Here is a 20541-nt window from a genome sequence, read left to right as displayed (position 1 = left end):
CGCTATGCCGTTAGTTTGTGTGTGCTCGCCAAAAGGGGGAGTAGGGAAAACCACCATGGCGGCCAACCTTGCGTGGAGTCTGGCTCGCGCTGGCAGCAAGGTATTGGCAATCGATTTCGATGTGCAGAACGCACTGCGCCTGCATTTCGGTGTACCGCTGCATGATGGTCGCGGCTTTGTTGCACGTTCTGAAGAGCAGGCAGACTGGAGCCAATCAATTCTGACAACCGGCGGCAATATCTTTGTTATGCCGTATGGCGATGTGACGGAAGAGCAGCGTGAGCGCTTCGAAGATAATCTGGCGAAAGACCCGCATTTCCTGCGTCGTGGTCTGGATACGGTATTAAATTATCCCGGCTTGGTGATTATTGCCGATTTCCCGCCAGGTCCTGGCCCGGCACTTAAAGCAATGCAAGCTCTTGCCGATATGCATTTAGTGGTGATGTTAGCGGATACCGCATCAGTTTCATTACTGCCGCATATTGAAAATGACAAGATGATTGGTCAGCCACTAAATAATAAGCGTGGTCATTATTTCGTGCTTAATCAGAGCGACAACCGTCGCAATATTAGCCGCGAAGTCACCACTTTTATGCAGCAACGTTTAGGCGATAATTTATTGGGCGTAGTGCATCGTGATGAAAGTGTCGCGGAAGCCAATGCCTCGCAACAATCTGTCTATGATTTCAGCCCGGCTTCAGCGGCCGCGTTTGATATCGAATTAGTGGCAAAACGCGTAGCCAATATCCTGAATATTACCGTGGGCAACGGTGAAGTTCAGGCGCCTATTCGCAGCCACTATTAATAATGAGGCCGAGCCTGGCCACATAATAACAACACAGCTTCTTCAGGGTGAATCATGAGTAAACTCGGGTTTTACCTGCTGCTGCTGGTGCTTGCACCAGTCGCTGCGGTAATCGTCATCACGCCTATGGACAGCCAAAAGCAATATATCTTTGGCTTGATCAGCATCGGGATGATGTTTTTACTGGGCTTCAGCAAAAGCCGCAAAATAACCATTGTGATGGTTATCCTTTCCGCATTGATGTCGACCCGATATATCTGGTGGCGCACCACGGAGACGCTGCAATTTAATTCTGAGGTTGAAGCGATTCTCGGTATCGGCTTATATCTGGCCGAACTGTACGTCTGGCTGATTTTAATTCTCGGTTTCTTGCAAACCACCTGGCCATTAAAACGCACCATCGAACCGCTACCGGATGATACCAGCCTGTGGCCAACGGTTGACGTCTATGTGCCAACCTACAACGAAAGTCTCGATGTGGTACGCGACACCGTATTGGCAGCGCAGTGTATTGATTATCCGCGCGACAAATTAAAAGTTTATTTGCTGGATGACGGCAAGCGCAGCGAATTTGCGGTATTTGCCGCTGACGCTGGCGTCGGTTATATCACCCGCGATGACAACAACCACGCCAAAGCCGGTAACCTCAACCATGCAATGAAGATCACTAAAGGTGAGCTGATTTGTATTTTTGACTGCGACCACGTCGCGACGCGTACTTTCCTGCAAGCCACCGTGGGCCCGTTCCTGAAAGACCCGAAACTGGCGCTGCTGCAAACGCCACACTATTTCTATTCGCCAGACCCGTTCGAGCGTAACTTGCGCGCCGCGCGCAGTATCCCGAACGAAGGTTCACTGTTCTATGGCCCGGTGCAGCAAGGTAACGATAACTGGAACGCCACCTTCTTCTGCGGCTCGTGTGCGGTGATTCGCCGTAGCGCGCTGGAAGAGATTGGCGGCTTTGCAGTGGAAACCGTAACGGAAGATGCGCACACCGCATTGAAAATGCAGCGTCTCGGTTGGGGTTCGGCTTTCCTGGCGATTCCGCTGGCGGCTGGCTTAGCGACCGAACGTTTGGGCCTGCACGTGGTTCAGCGTAACCGCTGGGCGCGTGGCATGACGCAGATCTTCCGCGTCGATAACCCGCTGTTTGGTCGTGGCTTAAAGTGGCAGCAACGTTTGTGCTACCTCAACGCCATGCTGCACTTCCAGTTTGGCTTGCCGCGCGTGGCGTTTTTGACTGCGCCGCTGGCGTATTTGCTGTTCAACCTGAACATCATTCACTCCTCAGCGTCGCTGATTTTCGCCTATGTACTGCCGCATCTGGTGATGTCGCTGTACGTCAACTCGCGGATGAACGGCAAATTCCGTTACACCTTCTGGGGCGAAATCTACGAAACCGTGATGTGCTTCCACTTGGTTATCCCAACCTTGTTGACCATGCTGGCACCGAAGCGCGGCAAGTTTAACGTAACGGATAAAGGCGGCTTGCTCGATCAAGGCTTCTTCGATTTCCACATCGTGCGTCCACACGTGATTGTGGCGGTGTTGCTGACCATCGGCATTGTGGCGGGCGTGGTGCGAGCGGTAGCGCATGATTACTTTGGCGTGGATCCCTACGTTATCGCCCTCAACGTCGGTTGGGCGGTGTTCAGCCTGATCATCCTGATGGCGGCGATTGCCGTGGCGCGTGAAACCAAACAGGTGCGTAAAACCATCCGTATCGAGGTGCAGATTCCTGCGGTGATTCACTACGCCAGCGGCATCTCTTCACGCACGCAAACCAGCGATCTGTCGATGGGTGGCGCGCAGTTGGATGCGCCAGATAATCGTCACGAGCAGGACGAAATCGAAGAGATCGATTTGCTGCTGAAATCCGGCACCATCACCATTCCAGTGAGCAAAATCTCCGGCGATGAAGAGAGCATTCGTCTGCGCTTTGAAGATATGCCGCTGTCGCGCCGTCGTGAGTTGGTGCGCGTGGTATTGGCGCGTGCTGATGCGTGGATTCAGCCGGAATACAAACAAGACAATCCATTGGTTTCACTTGGCACCATTATTCGTACCGTGTTTGAGCTGTTCTGGCTGACCTGGAAAGATCGCCGTGAGAAGCGTAAGCGTGCCAATCAGCCTGCGGTAAAAGAGGACAGCGCTGCATGAAGAATTTGACGCAAACGCTGCTGGCAAGCTCGCTGGCAGCGGCGCTGGTACTCGCGCCAGCTTGGGCAGAAACGCCAGCGGTGACGCAGGATAGCTCCGCGCTCTCCAACGTGCCGCCGCCGCAAGGCATTGAAAGTGAAGCCGATCAACAATTGAAGCAAGCCGCAGGCACCGCACCTTACGCGCCAGCGGAAACCGCACCGAGCACTGAAAACGCAGCGCCTGCGGCAAGTGATGCAGTGCCAGCAGCCAGCGATGCCGCGCCTGCGCCAGAAATGGTGCTGCCTTCTGTCGCGCCTGCGCCAGTGGCGGCTCCAGCAAGCGCAGCGATATTAAACCAGCCAGTCAGCAGCGTGATTTCCGTCGCTCAAATGGGCCAGCCCCAAGGCATTACCTTGACCGGCGGTCAGCTGCAATCCGGTATCGTCTTCACCTTGCCAGGTGATGAAGTGATCACCAACGCGCGCCTGAATTTATCGTTGCGCGTCTCGGCAGCGTTGGCGGCGCGTAACACCTCGCTGCAACTGATGCTAAACGGCCAGCCGTTGGGCACCTTGCCACTCGGTTCCAGCGACAGCGATGTCAGCGACTATCAGCTGGATATTCCGGCCGCGATGGTGGTTTCCAGCAACAACCTCAGCTTCAAGATCAACGATGCCGATAAGTTGCTGTGTGAGAAAGAGAGCGCACAGCAGTATCAAGTCTCGATTCTGCCGAAAACCACGCTGAGCCTGGAAGGCCAGCAGCTGAATATCGGCACCAGCCTGCGCAACTTCCCGCGTCCGTTTATCGACGCACAGCGCATGACGCCAGCCAGCGTGACCTTTGGTTTTGCGGCTAACGCCGAGCCAGATAGCGTCAGCGCCGCCGCGTTGGTGGCATCGTGGATGGGTATTCAATCAGACTATCGCGGCATTCGTTTCCCGGTCATCCGTGGCGATCTGCCGGAGCACAACGGCATCTTGATCGGCCATCCTGGTGACAAGATTGGCACGGTAACCTTGCCAGCGACCAATGGCCCGCTATTGCAAGTCATCGATAACCCGAATAACCCGGTCTACAAATTGTTGCTGGTGGTGGGTGCGAATGACGATCAACTGCGTCAGGCGGCGAACCGTTTAACCACCCAACCGCTGGCGACCGATGCCAGCAGTCTCAACGTGCAGCCGCAGCCGATCGGCCTGCGTAAGCCTTACGATGCGCCGCGCTGGATCAACACCACGCGCCCGGTACGTTTGAGCGAGCTGCTGCGTAAAGATCAGAGCCTGACCACCACCGGCATTTGGCACGATGCGTTGAGCGTCAACTTCCGCGCTGCGCCCGATTTGTTTATGTGGGATGGCGACACCATTCCGGTGGAGCTGCACTATCGCTTCCCATCAGAAAGCTGGATTGATGAGAACAACTCGTTCCTCAACGTGATGATCAACGGCACTTTCCTGCGTAACCTGACGGTAAACAAAGTCGGGTTGCTGGAAAGCGCCTGGCATCGTCTGGGCGGCGACGCGCGTCAGGAGCATTACACCCTGAAGCTGGAGCCGTACCTGATTTACGGTGACAACCAACTGGCGCTGTATTTCAACATTAAGCCGAAAGCAGATGCACCGTGCGGCGTGTTGCTGAACAACAACATCAAGAGCCGCATTGAAGAGGATTCGTGGATCGATTTGAGCCACACGCGCCACTTCACCATGCTGCCGAACCTGTCGTACTTCGTCGGCGCATCGTTCCCGTTCTCGCGCCTGGCGGACTTCTCGCAGACCACTTTGTTGCTGCCGGAAAAACCAAGCGATGCGGAAATCTCCACGCTGCTGGATATGGCTTCACGCGCCGGGAACGCCACTGGTGTTCCGCTGTTGCAGAACCAGGTGCTGTTCGGCCTGCCTAACGGCGGCACTAACTTAACGCGTTTGCAGCAGAGCGATCTGCTGGCGGTGAGCACCACGCAAAACAACGAGTTCAACCAGTCGATGCTGGAGAACACGCCGTTTGATACCAGCGGCAATACGCTGGGCGTGAAAGACCCCACCACCATGGACAAGCTGCGCGGCTGGTTGACCGGCGATTGGTATCGCCAGCAGTTGGATGCCGATCGTTACTTCTCGTCCAACGAAGCGTGGCGCGGTTTTGTCAGCTATCGCTCGCCGTGGAACCCGGATCGTTTGGTGGTGATGACGGTGGCGACCAGCGATCAGCAATTGCTGCGCCTGCATGAAGACCTGAATTCTGCGCGCATTAACGCCGGTATTCGCGGCGATACCGCCATCATCACTGATGAGAACGGCATCCGCAGCTTCCGCGTCGGCCCGCAATTCCCAAGCGGCGAAATGCCGTGGTACATGATGGTGGTGTGGTATGCCAACCAGCACTCAGTGCTGATGGCGTTGGCGGCATTGCTGCTTTCAGCTCTGGTCGGCGGTGGCGCCTGGGTGATGCTGAAACGTCATGCGTGGCGTCGTCTCAACCCAAAAGTTGATAGCAAGTCCGGCAAGAAGTAAGGATAAAAACAATGAAAAAACATCTGTTAAGTGCCGGTATCCGTCATGCCCTGATTCTGGGTGGGGCACTGACGCTCTCGCAGCCGCTGCTGGCGGCCGAGAGTACCAATCCTGCGTTACAAGCGCTGTTCGATCAGGCGGCTTACTGGCATCAGAAAGCCCACGACGATTTGGCCAAATCATCGCTGCAAAAAGTGTTGATGGTGGAGCCGAACAATACGCAAGCGCTGTATCTGCTGGCGTTGTATTCGCAGCAAAGTGGCAGCACAGCGGAAGCCGCGCAGTGGCGTGCGCGTTTGAGCGCCGCGTCGCCGAACGATCCGCATCTCACTGAGCTGGATAACGCGCGTCAGCTGCAAACTATTCCACAGGCGCAGCTGCAACTGGCGCGTCAGCAAGCGCGCAGCGGCAACATTCAGGCGGCGCTGCAAACCTGGCGCAACACCTTTAGCGGCAATGAGCCGCCGCCGAGCGTGGCAGCAGAATATTATCTGACCATGGCGGGCGATCGATCGCTGCTGCCGCAGGCGGTAGAAGCGCTGCGTCAGTTCTCGGCTGATCATCCGCAAGATACTGGCGCCAAGTTGGCGCTGGGCAAAGCAATGACCTATCAGGAATCGACGCGTCGTCAGGGTATCGATCTGCTCGGCAGCCTGGCGGATGGCAACAAAGAAGCCGACCGCTCGCTGCGTCAGGCGCTGTTGTGGCTTGGCCCGCAAGCATCTGATGCCTCGATTTATCAAACCTGGCAGCAGCGCCATCCGCAAGACAACGCGGTGATGGATTACTACCGTAAAAACGTTGGCGGCGCTGAGAAAGGGGCTGGTTTTACTGCCTTGAACAGCGGCGATGTCAGCAACGCGCAGAACAACTTTGAGAAAGTGCTGCAAGCCAACCCGCAAGATGCTGATGCGTTAGCGGGGATGGGTTATGTGGCGCAGCGTGCTGGTCGTTATAGCGAAGCCGCGGATTATCTGACGCGCGCTGCGCAGTTGGGCGGCGATCAAAGCGAAACGCGGCAGAAACAAGCGGCGGATGCCCGTTTCTATGCGCAACTGGCGACCGCCCAGCAGGCACTGAAAAATGGCGACAGCGCGCAAGCGTTGGCGCTGAGTGAGCCGCTGGCGCAGGCCGACGGCGAGAAAGGCGTATCGGCCAAGCTGTTCCGCGCTGATGTGCAGCGTCGCAACAATCAGCTGGATCAAGCTGAGCAAACTTACCGTTCGATCCTGCAAAGCGATGCCAACAACCGCAACGCTAAAGAAGGCTTGTTCTACGTACTGCGTCAGCAAAATCGTAGCGCCGAAGCCAATACCTTGCTGGCGTCATTGCCAGACAGTGTGCGCCAGAGCGTGGCACCGCGCGGCAGCAGCACCGATCCGATTCGTGCTCAGGCCAAGCGTGAGCTGGCAGCAGGCAACAACAGCGCGGCGATTGCCACGCTGAACAGCGGCATTCAACGCTATCCGAACGATGGTTGGCTGCGTCTCGATTTGGCGCGCATCTATCGTGCGCAAGGCGATAACATGATGGCAGCAAACATCATGCAGCCCACCATGCGCACCGGCGCCAGCACCGCGGAACTTTACGCGGGTGCGTTAAACGCCAGCGAAAGCGGTGCCTGGCAGCAGGCGAGCTTGTTGCTGTCGCGTATTCCTAACGGCAGCAAAAACAGCGATATGCGTGAGCTGGCGCAACGTGTGAACTTCAATCTGCAAATGACCACCGCCGATCAGTATCTGGCGCAGGGTTCAAATGCAGCGGCAGCCAACACTTTGCGCGCGCTGGCGGCTACGCCGCCGTCGAATCCGGTTGATGCCGGAAACCTGGCGCAGAAACTGGCGAAAGCGGGCGATCTCACCACTGCGGTTTCGGTGGTGCGCAGCAACATGCAGCGCGGTATTCAGGGCAACGCCGGTGATTATGCGGCGCAGGTCGCGGTGCTGAATCAGGCGGGTTTGAATACCGAAGCGCAGAGCTTCCTCAGCAGCCCGGAATTGCAGGCACGCAGCACGCCAACGCAGCTGGCCGGGATTCGCAATGGTTACGTGATCAACGAAGTGGATCGCCTGCGTGAGCAGAAACAGTACGCCGCCGCCTACGACAAGCTGGTTGGCGCGCTGCAACACGATCCGCAGAACCGCGATTTGATGTTTGCGATGGCGCGTCTGTATCAATCCGGCAAGATGAACAAAGAAGCTGGCGTGGTGTACGACTACCTGATGACGCAGGACACTGCGACGCAAGATGCGCGTACCGGCGCGATCAACGTGGCGCTGGCGCAGAACGACGTCAACAAAGCCAATACCTTAACGCGCGGCCTGCGCAACGAGCAGTCGCCGGATCGCTTGCTGCTGCTGGCACGCGTGGCGGAAGCCAACGGTGAACACAGCCAGGCGATGAGTTATCTGCGCACCGCGCGCGGCCAGTTGATTGGCTTGCAAGGGGCGCAAACTGGCAGCGTGCCAAGCGTAGGCGGATTGGCGATTGCGGATAATCCGTTCATCAATCGCAGCACTTCACCGGTTTCCGGTTCGCCATCCAGCTATGGCGCGGTGATGCCGTGGCAAGCGGCACCCGCCAGTGATGCGACCAGCAGCGCGTCCGGCGTGACGCTGGCGAGCAACACGCCAGCGATTCAGCAGAGCCAAACGCTGCATCAAATCGATACCATGATGGACGATCTGCAAGAGAAAACCGGCACATGGGTGCAGGGACAAATGCAGGTGCGCGGTCGTGATGGCGAATCAGGTTTGAGTAAACTGACTGAAGCCAAAGCGCCGTTGACCTTCTCCACCGTGCCGTTTGGCGAGTCACGCTTTGACTTTACTATGACGCCAGTGTCCCTCACCGCCGGCAGCGCCGGTGGCGACGCATGGCGTCGTTTCGGCACCAACTCGCTGGTGCAGGGGCAAGTGGTGGCATCGGGCGCGGCTAAAATCGACGACGTACCAAACTCCTCGACTGATTCGCAATCTGCCACCGGCGTTGAGCTGAACATGGCGCTGAAGGGCGACAGCTACAAGATTGACCTCGGCAGCACGCCGCTCGGTCAGGACTTGAGTACGCTGGTGGGCGGCGTGCAGTGGTCACCGAAACTCACGGACTTCCTGACGCTGATCCTCACCGGTGAACGTCGCGCGATGACCGACAGCTTGCTTTCTTATGTTGGCGTCGAAGATAAAACCAGTGGCAAGCGCTGGGGCCGCGTGACCAAAAACGGCGGTAACGCCTTGCTGAGCTACGACAACGGCGATGCCGGTTTCTACGTCGGCGGCGGCGCGTACAGCTACATCGGTGAAAACGTGGCGAGCAACAACAGCGTGCAGGCTACCGCCGGTGCGTATGTGCGTCCTTATCACTTCGACGACCGCGAGCTGAAAGTTGGCATGAGTTTGTCGTGGATGGATTACTCGAAAAACCTCAGCTACTTCAGCTACGGTCAGGGCGGCTACTTCAGTCCGCAAAACTATGCGTCGGTGTCGTTCCCAATCGAATTCAGCCGCAAGTTTGACGACCTGAAAGTGAATGTTGGCGGTTCGGTGGGTTATCAATCCTACAGCCAGGATAAGAGCGCCTACTTCCCGAATAATCCGGACTATCAGTCTCAGCTGCAAAGCCTGGCCGATCAGGGCTACGTGAAGAGCGCGTTCTACAGCGGCGAAAGCAAGAATGGCATTGGCTATAACTTGCATGCCGGTGCGGATTACAAAATTAACAAAGATGTCAGCATTGGCGGTCAGCTGGGCTACGACACCTTTGGCGATTACAACGAAAGCACAGCCAATCTGTACTTCCGTTACATGTTCGGAGACTACTAATGAGTGAGCAAGTAACCGCGCGCGTTAACCATCCACATCAGCCAGGTTGGTTTGATCTGGTTAGCGCGATGATTGAGAGCATGCTGGACAACGCAGGCGAGGAAGCAGAAGGCTTCCTCAACGGTGTCGGCGCATCGCTGGCAACCCGCTATCCTTTACCAGAAGCGCGCACCGTGCAGGATCTGGAGCGTGAAATCAATTTGCAGCTGGCGCGTTTTAACTGGGGCTTTGTGCAGTTACAGCCCAAGGAAAATGCCATTTTGCTTCAACATCATGCGCTGCCGCAGGGCGACAGCAGCGTGAATGTTGAGCGTTGGCAGTTGGCGTTAAGCGCGGTGTTAGCGGGCGTGTATGCGCAATGGCTGCAAGCGCAAGGCGGCAGCGCGTCAGTGCCTTTAATCCTTGAGAAGAATGACGGCGGCACGCTGCACTATCGATATCAATAGGAAGCTGTAATGAGAGTGATGCGATTCTGGCGTCAATGGATGCTGTGTTTGATGGTGATGTTTTTTAGCGCGCAGGCAGCCGCAGATGGCTGGAGCACTTACAAAAGCCGCTTTATGGGCAGCGATGGTCGCATCAGCGATACGGCTAACAACAATGTTAGCCATACCGAAGGTCAGGGCTACGGCATGCTATTGGCGGTGGCGAATAACGATCGCGCCACCTTTGATCTGCTGTGGCAGTGGACGCGCACCCATTTGCGCAATCCGCAAAACGATCTGTTCTATTGGCGTTATACGCCGGGCGCGGCCGATCCGATTGCCGATAAAAACGATGCGTCGGATGGTGATGTATTAATTGCCTGGGCGCTGCAACGTGCGGCGCAGAAGTGGGGCGGCGATTATCAGCAAGCTTCAGATCGCATTCAGCGCGCGGTGGTGAAGTTGACGGTGGTGAACTTCGGCGGCCACAAAGTGATGCTGCCGGGTGCGCAAGGTTTCAATAAAACCAGCTACGTGGTGCTCAATCCCTCTTATTTCCTGTTCGCTGCGTGGCGCGAGTTCGCCGAGCACAGCCATCTGCGCGTGTGGAATGAGCTGATCGACGATGGCATGGAATTGCTGGGAAATATGCACTTCGGTAAAACCGGCCTGCCGCTGGATTGGGTGGCGTTGAATGCCGATGGTTCAGTGGCTCCGGCGGTGGGCTATTCCAACCGTTTCAGCTATGACGCGATTCGTATTCCGCTGAACATCTGGTGGTACGATCCGCAAAGCCTGCGTCTGGTGCCGTTCCAGCGTGTTTGGCAAGGCTCTGCACGCATGACCACACCCGCCTGGTATGATGTGCTCGGCAACCAGCCTGCACCGTACAATATGGAAGGTGGCTTGCTAGCGATTCGCGATTTGACGCTCAATCAAACCGGTTATCTCAGTGACCGTTTGGCCGCCGATCAAAACTACTTCTCCGCCAGCCTGCAATTGCTGACCTGGATGGCGTATCAGGAAAAGCGTTAATTCAATTGCTGGAAACCAGGTCACCATAAATGGCGACCCTACAAAATCGGCTCTTCACTTACAAGGTCACCATTTATGGTGACCTTGTTTATTCAAGCACTCATCATTCCTCACGGTTTTGTCTCAATCTCACAAGTTCCAGCTTTTTGTTGCTAACGATCAAAGCGCTTAACCGTCACGAATGAAACTTTTCACGCCAAAATGTTCAGACAAAAGTGTACTGCCTTATGCAAATGAAACGAAGCGCGTTACCGCCATTAACGGATACGCAACAAGCTGAGTTGGAAGCGCTTAGTCAAAAGCCAGACGGTGAGATTGATTGCAGTGATATCGCTCCTTTGGGTGAGGAATTTTGGGCCTCCTCTTCCAATGGACGATTCTATCGGCCGGTCAAAACACAGGCTTCAGTCAGAATTGATGCCGATGTGTTGGAGTGGTTGAAAGCGCCGGGGAAAGGATATCAAACGCGCTTGAATGCCATTTTACGCGCTGCGATGCTGCGTGAAATGCAAAGTAAATAGCGCAGGGCGGCTGAACGCCGCCATTATTTAAAATCCGCATACGGCGTTAACGGCTGCGGCGGCATATCCATATCGCCGTTCCAGCCCGCCATCGAATAACGCATGAAAATCAATCCGTGGCTTGGGGTGTAATCCTTGGCTTGCTGAATATCCATCGCCAGGCCAACCGACCAATGCGGCGTGATGCGACGCTCGACCAGCGCTTGCACGGTGTAACCAAAACCGTTGCCTGAGCCGTTATCTGAAGTCGGATTTGATGCCAGCACGTATCCCGGATTAACCGGATAGCGCTGCTGACCATCGGTTTGCGATTGTGACCACGAAACCGAGCCGCCGAGATCAAACGACCAATTCTCGGTACGCTGGCGATACGTCACCGGCACCGACAGCGAGAAGTATTCCTGCGGACTGTAGTAGCCGCCCTGGCCAAAGGTGTAATCGCTCAAATCTTTCTGGTAATGCCACAGCATGCTATTCAGGCCAACGGTGGCGCGGCGATTATCTTCGTTGATCAGCTTGTAATAATAACCGGCCATTAGGCGTTCGCGGCTATTATCCGCAACGTTTTCACCGCTGAGTTGGTGCGCGCTCAAATCAGCCCACACACCATTCGCACCGCCCTGATCGTAACTCAACCCCAGCGAACCACCGGTGGCGACCACGCCGCCCCAGGTTTTGCCACCGTTGGTTGCCGGATCGCGGGCGCCCGCGAAAGCCAGCAACGAACTGGAAATCGGTCGGCGTGATGCGGTGAAGGTTAGGCCGAAATCATCGACATCGGTTTTCCAGCTGACGCCGCCGACCCAATTGGTGACTTCAAAGCCGAGCGGTGTGGTGCCGAGATCGGCTGACCAGCGATCGTTGTGCCAGCCCACGCCAACGGCGGTGCCTTCATCGCGTTGCGTGAGATCGCGGCTGCATCCGCCGGAATTATCATCATTGCAGCTACCAAAGCGCTCGCTGTGGCTGCCGTTGGTGGTTGAGAAGGTGCCCGCTGAAACCAGCACATGATCAACGCGCACGAAACTGCGCCCGTCAGCCAACGGCGTTTCCGCCTGCATCATGGTGGTGTGCGCGGTGAAATCGGAGGTGCCGCCATTGCCTTTGTTGCGCGAGTAATCCTGCTCCAGCGTAAACGTGGTGTCTTGCTGACGATAGAGATCGGCGGCGTCGCTGCGGATGCTGCGTTTCAGCCAGTCGTCTTGCATTTGATTGCGCGTCAACGCGGTGTAGTTGTCGTTATCTGCTGGCACAGCGGGGCTGATGCCGCTGGCGGCCATGGCTAAACGATAATCCTGCTGCGCCCGTTCTGGCTGCTGCAGCTGGGTTTCCAAACGTGCGGCATCGCGATAGGTCAGCGCTTTCTCCTGCGAAGGCGCAAGTTGGTCGGCGCGGGTTTTCAGCTGATCGAACAACTGCTGCGCGCGCACGTTATCGCCGCTGCTTTGCCACGCCAGCGCCACGCGACGCGCGGTGTTGACGCTTTGCAGCACGACGCTATCCGGCAAGGTTTGTAGCGCCTGGCGCGCCTCCGCGTTGCGCTTCAGTGCCAGCAACGCTTCAATCCGGCCCAACGCGGCATCGCTGTTTTTACTATCTTGCTTCAATACATGCTGATAACTCGCCAGCGCGCTGTTGGCATCACCGCGCTCCAGCGCCCAATCGGCGAGGCGGATATCGCGACGAATCGACGCCGGTTGCTGTTTCAGCAGCGCGATGGCGGCTTTTTCTTTGCCTTGCGCGCGTAACGTATCGGCGCGCGCAAACACTTTATCTTGTTCCAGACGATCGGCCAGCTCATGCATGTTGCTGTCCCAGCGCGCCTCGGGCAGCTGATGCAAGGTCGCCAGCGCTTTGTCATCTTGATCGCCGGAAGAGAGCCACAGCGCGGCCGCATACAGCGCCGCCGCATCTTGCGGATGCTGGCGCAGCATGGTTTCAATCACCTGCGCACCTTGTGATGCTTCTCCGCTGCTGCGCAGTGCGCCTGCCAGGCGATAAGCCAGCCAGATATCGTCGGGATTTTCCTGCGCCGCCTGACGATATTTCAATGCCGCTTGATGCCATTGGCCTTGCTGCGCCAGCGTATCGGCTTCTGCCAATAACGTATCGGTATGCAGTTGTAATAAGCGTCGCTGCGCCGTGCTGTTGCTGCGATCAAGGCGTAGCGCCTGCTGCCAATATTGCTGGGCTAAATTGCTGTTTTTGCGTGCTTGTGCCACATCGCCCAAGCCGATTAGCGCCCAACTGTCGCGATTATCCAGCGCCTGTGCGCTGCGATATTGGCGTTCTGCGCCCGCCAGATCGCCCTTTTTCAGCGCCGCATCGCCATTGTTGATCGCCAGCCAATAGCGGTTGGTTTGCAGCAGCGATTGCCACTTGCCGATCTGCGTGCTGGCCTGACCGGCTTTGATGGCTTTTTCCAGCCAGCTAATGGCGTCCGCACGATTATTGGCGCGCGCCTGCGCCTGGCCCATCGCGCCCATCAGTTCGGCATCATTGGGATTGGCTTTCAGCGCAGCATTGAGCGCGGTAATTGCACCCGCGCCGCCGCCAGCCTCAACCAACGCCAAACCGCGCATACGTTGACGATATGCCGGATCGGCGAGCAGTTTTTGCTGACGCGCCAGCTCTTGCTGACCGCGCTGCTGCGCATCGCCTTCGGTAAAGGTTTGCAGATATTGTTGCAAACTGGCGACGCTACGTTCGCTCACCGGCTGATTCTGGATTTGTTGCAGCCACAACTCGGATGCGGCATCGCGCCCGCCGTTGCGATTGGCCAGACGTTTCAACTGCGTCAGCGCTTCGCCCGGCTGATTGTTATCAAACGCCATGCGCGCCAGCTGCAATTCCACACCGATATTGCCCGGATAGCGCTGCTCCAACGCTTGCAGTTGGTTGTAAGCACGCAGTTGCTGGCCGGGCAGACGCGCGACTAAACGCCAATATTCCAGCTCGGTATTCACATCAGGGAAGACGCCGTGGAACAGGTTATCCCACGCGGTTTTCGCTTCTTCGATACGTCCAGCGGTCGCCAGCAAACGCGCCTGCTGCAACTGCTGACGGCCTTCGGCACTGATTAGCCGCAAACCGGTTTCAGATTCACGCGTCGCGGCATCATTCGGCGCGATGCGTTTCAACTGATCCAGCAGCTGCTGCGCTTTGGCTTGATCGCCCTGACGCAGCGCCATGCGAATTTGCGCCGCCAGCACTTGCGGATTATCGGGATCGATTTTTTCCAGCCGATACAGCGATTGCTGTACCAGGTCGATTTTGTTGGTCGATTCGCCGGTGCGGATCTGCATCAGCAGCCACTCGACCGGCGCCACCTGCGGGCCGATGGGCGCGGCGGTTGATCCCGCCAACACGCCCAAGGTGCTGCCAATCAGTAATCCGAGTTTGAGCTTATTCATCGTCATCAAGTTCGGCCAAACGACGACGGCTCACCATGCGCATTAAACGCCATGCCATCAGTGCAAACAGAATCACCACCAGGGTGGCGCAAATCGCCAGCCACACCGGATGGGTTGCCAGCAGGTTCCACAGGCGTTCCCACCATGGCAAATGACCGACGAAATAGGTGTCGCCGACGCGCACGCTGGTGACGCCCGATTCACGAATCACGCTGGCCGAACCAAACACTGCCGCGCGTTTGCCGCTGTCGAGCAGCGCATTATTCAGCAGATCCCAGCCGCGTGGGCTGTCAGCCATTAACGCCACCACGCTACGTTGATCGTTAAACGGTGACTGGAAGCCGACAATCGCGCCCATCGGCCCGCGCGAACTGATGGTGGTTTGGCTTTCGACGGCGCGATCGCTGGCAGAAACTGGCACGTTCGCGGCGGTAATTGGGCGCGATGGCATGTTGATCCAGCTGCGTGCCGCATCGGCCAGCAGGTTGATCTTGCTGTCGTCTTGCAGATCTTTTGGCAGGTCGCCGATCATCAGCAGATCGGCATCGCTGGCTTTGGCTTTGCTCCAGTCATCGCTCATCTGCACGCGCAGCGCTGGATAACCGGTTTGCGCGCCGATGCTGCCGAGCGCATTCAGCAAAGTGCTGACCTGGTTATTGCTCGGCTTCGGCTGCACCAGCACCAGCGTTTGCGCCAGATCGGCGTAGCGGCTGTAAGGGAAGCCTGCATTGGCGTACGCCGCCAGCGATGGCATTTCGATGTAGTGGCGATAACCGGAGAAATCGATGCTGGAGTTGTCGTCGATCACCACGTGATGACCCACCGCAGTGACGGTTTCGCAGCGACCATCGGCGGTGCCGCCAATAAAGGTGTTGGCATAATCAAAGTTGAAACGCAGCTGATTGACCACGCCAAGGCGCAACGCCGGAATGGTCAGCTGGCGATTGCTGTCCTGCAAACCCTGCATCAGCGGAATACGCATCAGCTGCTGCCCGGCGGTATCTTTCGGCGTCAGCGGATAATCCTGCATGAACTGATTGTTCAGGTGCACCGCCAGACGCGAACCATCCTGCTGAATCGGCGAGGTGTAACGATAATGCAGATCCATATCGATACCGCGCGCGCGTACCAGGAACAGATCCGGCGGCAGATTCAGCGTCAGGCTAATCGGATTGGGCTGCAAACCGTCGCCTTGCAGCTGGTTTTGATACTGCGTCAGCTCGGCGAAGGTGGTGCGGCGATCGGTGCGCACCCAGTTTGGTGCATCGTAAGCCTGACGCGGTGCCAGCAGTTTCACGCTATCAATGGTTGAACTGTCGCCACGCAGCAGCAGCTGGCCTTGCGAAATGCCTTCCACGGCGGTGAGCAGATCGTTGTCATCACGACCCAGAATCAGCAGCATTTTTTCGTACGGATTGTCGGGCTGATTGACCATCTGCACCGTTGGTTTATCCACTGGCGGCAGATCTTTCAGGAAGTCTGGGCGATGATCGTTGGTGGCAAACACAATGGCGTGCTGCGCTTGCGGCAATTGGTTATACAGCACCGGAAAAGATTGGCCGCGCCACTGTGCTTTGCTGCCAAACCAGGAGGCCAAAATGCCCGCCGCGCGTTGCTGCACTAAATCCGGTTGCGCGCTGAACACCATCGGCAACTGCAACGGACGGCTATCACGCGTATCAAAGAACGGTTCTGGGAAGTGCGACAAATCGTTCTTCAGCGGCAGTTTTTGCAAGGTTAGATCGAGTTTGCTGTCTTTGCCGATATCCAGCCAAATTGTGCTATTCGCCGGGTTTTCACACACGTTGGCGTAATGGCCAACCAGCTCCAGCCGCACGCGGTTGAAGTCACTGATGAAGCGCGGATCGATTGGAAGTTGCGTTTGGTTCTCTTTGCCGAGTTGATCGGCGGTGACCGTCACCAAACCAACCAGTTCATCGTTGAGATAGACCTTAAGCTGCGACAGCGTAGGAATGAGCGCGGGCGAGGGACGATAGCTGAGATTGAGCAGCGCGCGCGTCACCACTTCATCGCTGCGCACGCCAAACTCAATCTGGCTGCTCGGCTCGGTGCCGCGCAACGTCATGCTGCCCGGCGGCGGTGCGACCTGATTAAAGACCAGCTGGCTATCACGCAGCGGCGCTTGCGGATCGAGCAGATCGTTCACCACCGGCAACGTCGTTTGCGCTGTGGCGCGCGGCGCAGGCGGCGCATCGGGCTGTGGCGCGGCGTGGGTGGTAGAAACGCAGCCCAGCAGCAGGGCGGTGAACCAACTCAGTTTTCTCGTCATGGTCATATCATCAACTTAAGTGAAATCGGTTTTGATGGTTGCGGGCGCGCGGCCAATGCGTTGCGGCAGCAATGTCGCCAGCCAGCTCACCAATACGGTGAGCCCTCGGAATAATCGGCGGAGCGGCGCGGGACCGTACTCGGCCAGACGCAGATAGCCTTTGAAACCCAGCACCATAATATCGGCCAGACTTTGTACCGGTTTATCTTCCGGGAAGCCGTCCTGCCACAGCGCCCAGGTATCGGCGCGGGCGAAGGTGCATTGAATGAATTCGATGTGCTGGCGGGTGGAGAGTTGATGTAGACGAATACCGGCGCGGCGGCCAAACACACGCTGCACCTGGCACGGGAAGCTGAACTCTTGCTGACCGCGACGCAGCAACAGCCACACCGCTTCATCCTCTTTCAGCGCATTCTCTTCACGCAGCTCCACGCCGACGCCGCCATCGGAATAGTCGCGCAAGGTGCACGGCACCATGTGACCATCCTCGCGCGCAATTGCCGCTGGCATGGCGATCTCCACGCGGTGCGCTTCACGGATTTGGCGTGCTTCCACCGAAACGGCCACCGCGCCGCCAAGGATAATCATGTTGTACAGCACCCAAACCAGGCTGACCCAAATGGTGAGCATTTCATTCGCCGGGCCATACGCCATGCGCCAGAACGCCATGCCGATGCCGGCGAGATTCAGCAGCACCAGCATCATATAGGGCTTGGTGATCACCCAATCCAGATGGCGTTCGGTGACCAAACCCCCTTTGGCAGTAACGTTGAACTTACCTTTGTGCGGATTGAACAGCGCCACCGTGGTAGGGCGCGCGATGTACCACGCCAGCACGGTTTCATACACTTCGCTCCAGAACGAATGTCGCCAGCGGCCCTGAATACGCGAGTTGGTCAAGCTGGTGTGCAGCATATGCGGCAGCACGTAAATGGCGATCGCCAGCGCGGGCGCGTAGATGATGTAAGCGTGACAGAGCAGAAACGCCAGCGGCGCCAGCAGGAAGATCAAACGCGGAATACCAGCAAGGAAGTGCAGCATGGCGTTGGCGTAACACAAGCGCTGTACCAGCTTTAAGCCTTTGCCGAACAGCGGGTTATCGAGGCGGAAAATTTGCACCATGCCGCGCGCCCAACGGATACGTTGGCCGATATGCGCCGACAAACTCTCGGTTGCCAGACCCGCCGCCTGCGGAATGCGGATATACGCCGAGGTGTAGCCCTGGCGATGTAAACGCAGCGAGGTGTGCGCATCTTCCGTTACGGTTTCAACCGCGATGCCGCCAATTTCATCCAGCGCGCTGCGACGCAATACGGCGCAAGAACCGCAGAAGAAGGCCGCATCCCAGGTATCGTTGCCGTCCTGCACTAAGCCATAAAACAGCGAACCTTCGTTTGGCGTTTGGCGGAAGCGCCCCAGGTTGCGTTCGAACGGATCGGGCGAGAAGAAGTGGTGCGGCGTTTGTAGCATCGCCAACCGATGATCTTTCAGGAACCAGCCCATGGTGAGTTGCAGGAATGAGCGGGTTGGCACATGGTCGCAGTCAAAAATCGCCACGTAATCGCTGCGGCAGGCGACTTTCAACGCATGGTTGATGTTGCCGGCTTTGGCGTGTTCGTGCGTGGGGCGCACCACATAATTGATGCCGACGCTGGCGGCAAATTCGCGAAACTCGTCGCGCGTGCCGTCATCGAGAATATAGATGTTGAGCTTATCCTGCGGCCAGTCGATGCCCATCGCCGCATAAATGGTCGGTTTCACTACGCTGAGCGGTTCGTTGTAGGTCGGCACCAAAATATCGACGCTCGGCCACGAGGTAATCTCCGGCGGCATGGAAACCGGCTGGCGATTCAGCGGCCACAGCGTCTGGAAATAACCCAGCACCAGCACCGTCCACGAATAGGTTTCCGCACCAATCAATAGCAAGCCAAACGTCAGGCTGAGCGGATCGTCCCAGTTCAGCGTTTCGGTATAACGCCACCACAAATAGCGACAGGAAATGGTCAGCGACAACACGATCAACATGATGGTGGATAAACGACCCGGCACGCGCCGCACCAGCATCGCCAAACCCCACAGCAGCAGCACGAAGACAAACTGGGTAGTAATGCCGAACGGTTGCGAAATACACAGCAGTGCCAACAGGCTGGCGACAATCGCCGCCACGATAAACAGCAGCTGGCGCATGCGCGATGGCAGCGCTTGCAGCTTCTGCTCCGAGCGTTCGCGCAGACCGGTTTCCCCTAAGCGGGCGGGGATCGATCCTAACCATTGATACAGCCGCTGCCGCCAGCGGAACAGCGGGCCAAAGGCGTTAAAGCGTTGGCGCTCGTTATGCATTGGCAGCACCAGCATCAGCCACAGGCTTTGCAGCGCATAACGCAGCACATCCAATGCGCGCGGGCGCAGTGGCGAAATGTTGGGATAGTAGCGCTGACGCTGTTGCAAGATGCGTTGCCAACTGGGCGATTCCAGCCGCAGCAGCGACCAAGCCAACACGCACCACATCAGATGCAGCGCGGTGGTTAAGCGGCCCGCGCCATGCTGACGCGCCACCTGTGCGCGGCTATGGAGCGCCTGCCACGCTTGCGGTAGCAGCAACCAACGCAACGGATTCACGCTGCGCCTCCCGCCACGTGCAGCAACAGCCAGTTGGCCAGCGTGTTGATCTCATCACTCGCCAGCGCATGCGGGCGATATTCGCCAACCGGCTGCTTCATCATCAAGGCTTCCGCCAGCGCTTCATCGCGATGAATCACTTGCGGAATCAGATTGTTGAGCGAGTTAATCCACAACTGATGCAGATCTTGTTGCAGCTGGCTGTTGGCGTTGAATTGGTTAATCAGGAACAAGGTGTGCGGCAGGAAACGTGGATGATGCAGACGCAACTGGCAGTTGGCATCCAAGGTGAGCACTTGCAGCAGACGATTGGCCGCCAGCATAAACGCGCGATGCCACGGCAACAGATCCGCTGGGACATCGAAAATAATCCAATCGTACTGTGATTTCAGGGCCGGTAAAGCGTGCAGCAGCGGCGCGGCAAAATCCGCATCAGCGGCATTAAAGCGTGCGACTTGCGTTGAAGATAATTGGCCAAACGGCAGGAAATCGAGTCCGTTTTGATAGCGTTGCGCACTGTTTTGCCATGCTTGCTGCTCAAGCAGCGCGGGCGCCCAGCCAGAAGCATTATCCAGCGGCAGATTAAAATGGGCGGCGAGTTGATTTACCGATGAAAGATCAATCACTAACACCGATTGTTGCAGCGCATTTAGCGCCCAACCCAACGCCGCGCAGAGCGACGTCGCGCCACTGCCGCCGCGTAAACCCTGAAGTGCAATGACGCTCATTGGCGATCCCACTCCTGCGCCGCAGTTAATTCACGCAGTAAAGGCCAGCGCGCCATAATAGTATTCAGTCGCGCTTCGCGAGCAATATCAATGTAGTGAAATGCTTTTAACGAAAAAGCATCACTCAGCGCATTAATGTCATCGTGATCATCGCTGGTGGATGCGATCAACGAAAAGGCATTTTCAGTTTTCATTACTTTTTGCCACCGAAAAACAACAACGGATG

General features: G+C 57.0%; 12 protein-coding genes. 7 read left to right on the top strand and 5 right to left on the bottom strand.

What is annotated here, in order from left to right:
* Positions 1 to 4 precede the first annotated feature (4 nt).
* From bcsQ (ABDW13_RS18120) to ABDW13_RS18090, 7 genes are all read left to right on the top strand, one after another.
* Entirely contained in the window at positions 5 to 805 is an 801-nt protein-coding gene (gene bcsQ / locus ABDW13_RS18120; protein WP_343553955.1) for a cellulose biosynthesis protein BcsQ, read from the top strand.
* 54 nt (positions 806 to 859) lie between these two features.
* On the top strand, positions 860 to 2965 hold the full coding sequence (gene bcsA, locus ABDW13_RS18115; protein WP_343553953.1) for a UDP-forming cellulose synthase catalytic subunit: 2106 nt from the start codon (positions 860 to 862) through the stop codon (positions 2963 to 2965).
* Positions 2962 to 5463: a cellulose biosynthesis cyclic di-GMP-binding regulatory protein BcsB gene (bcsB, locus tag ABDW13_RS18110; RefSeq protein WP_343553952.1), complete on the top strand. Its 2502-nt coding sequence runs from the start codon at positions 2962 to 2964 to the stop codon at positions 5461 to 5463. The genes bcsA (ABDW13_RS18115) and bcsB (ABDW13_RS18110) overlap by 4 nt, the downstream gene beginning before the upstream one ends.
* An 11-nt stretch (positions 5464 to 5474) precedes the next feature.
* A complete protein-coding gene (locus ABDW13_RS18105; RefSeq protein WP_343553951.1) occupies positions 5475 to 9284 on the top strand; it encodes a cellulose synthase subunit BcsC-related outer membrane protein in 3810 nt (1269 codons plus the stop codon).
* Positions 9284 to 9730, top strand: coding sequence for a cellulose biosynthesis protein BcsD (gene bcsD / locus ABDW13_RS18100; protein WP_343553950.1), 447 nt, complete (start codon positions 9284 to 9286; stop codon positions 9728 to 9730). Before ABDW13_RS18105 ends, bcsD begins: the two co-directional genes overlap by 1 nt.
* A 9-nt stretch (positions 9731 to 9739) precedes the next feature.
* The gene (locus ABDW13_RS18095; RefSeq protein WP_343553949.1) at positions 9740 to 10744 is read left to right on the top strand and encodes a glycosyl hydrolase family 8; all 1005 of its coding nucleotides are present in this window, start codon (positions 9740 to 9742) and stop codon (positions 10742 to 10744) included.
* A 227-nt stretch (positions 10745 to 10971) separates the two neighbouring features.
* Positions 10972 to 11265 (top strand): BrnA antitoxin family protein, encoded by a 294-nt coding sequence (locus ABDW13_RS18090; protein ID WP_343553948.1) that lies wholly within the window; start codon positions 10972 to 10974, stop codon positions 11263 to 11265.
* 23 nt (positions 11266 to 11288) lie between these two features.
* Here ABDW13_RS18090 and bcsC read toward each other — a convergent pair whose 3' ends face one another.
* Genes bcsC through bcsR form a run of 5 tightly spaced genes read right to left on the bottom strand, consistent with a single transcriptional unit; the run spans position 11289 to position 20509 of the window.
* The gene (gene bcsC / locus ABDW13_RS18085; protein WP_343553947.1) at positions 11289 to 14678 is read right to left on the bottom strand and encodes a cellulose synthase complex outer membrane protein BcsC; all 3390 of its coding nucleotides are present in this window, start codon (positions 14676 to 14678) and stop codon (positions 11289 to 11291) included.
* Positions 14671 to 16974 carry a cellulose biosynthesis cyclic di-GMP-binding regulatory protein BcsB gene (bcsB, locus tag ABDW13_RS18080; protein ID WP_343553946.1) on the bottom strand — a complete coding sequence of 768 codons (2304 nt, stop codon included), beginning with the start codon at positions 16972 to 16974 and terminating at the stop codon, positions 14671 to 14673. Before bcsB (ABDW13_RS18080) ends, bcsC begins: the two co-directional genes overlap by 8 nt.
* Before the next feature lie 9 nt (positions 16975 to 16983).
* Positions 16984 to 19587 carry a UDP-forming cellulose synthase catalytic subunit gene (gene bcsA / locus ABDW13_RS18075; protein ID WP_343553945.1) on the bottom strand — a complete coding sequence of 868 codons (2604 nt, stop codon included), beginning with the start codon at positions 19585 to 19587 and terminating at the stop codon, positions 16984 to 16986.
* Positions 19584 to 20315: a cellulose biosynthesis protein BcsQ gene (gene bcsQ / locus ABDW13_RS18070; RefSeq protein ID WP_343553944.1), complete on the bottom strand. Its 732-nt coding sequence runs from the start codon at positions 20313 to 20315 to the stop codon at positions 19584 to 19586. The genes bcsA (ABDW13_RS18075) and bcsQ (ABDW13_RS18070) overlap by 4 nt, the downstream gene beginning before the upstream one ends.
* On the bottom strand, positions 20312 to 20509 hold the full coding sequence (bcsR, locus tag ABDW13_RS18065; protein ID WP_343553943.1) for a cellulose biosynthesis protein BcsR: 198 nt from the start codon (positions 20507 to 20509) through the stop codon (positions 20312 to 20314). The genes bcsQ (ABDW13_RS18070) and bcsR overlap by 4 nt, the downstream gene beginning before the upstream one ends.
* Positions 20510 to 20541 lie beyond the last annotated feature (32 nt).

Origin of the sequence: Pantoea sp., from assembly GCF_039594315.1 — a bacterium.
Lineage (GTDB): Bacteria > Pseudomonadota > Gammaproteobacteria > Enterobacterales > Enterobacteriaceae > Pantoea.
Note: the sequence above shows the minus strand (reverse complement) of the source record. Positions and strands in the feature narration are given on the sequence as shown.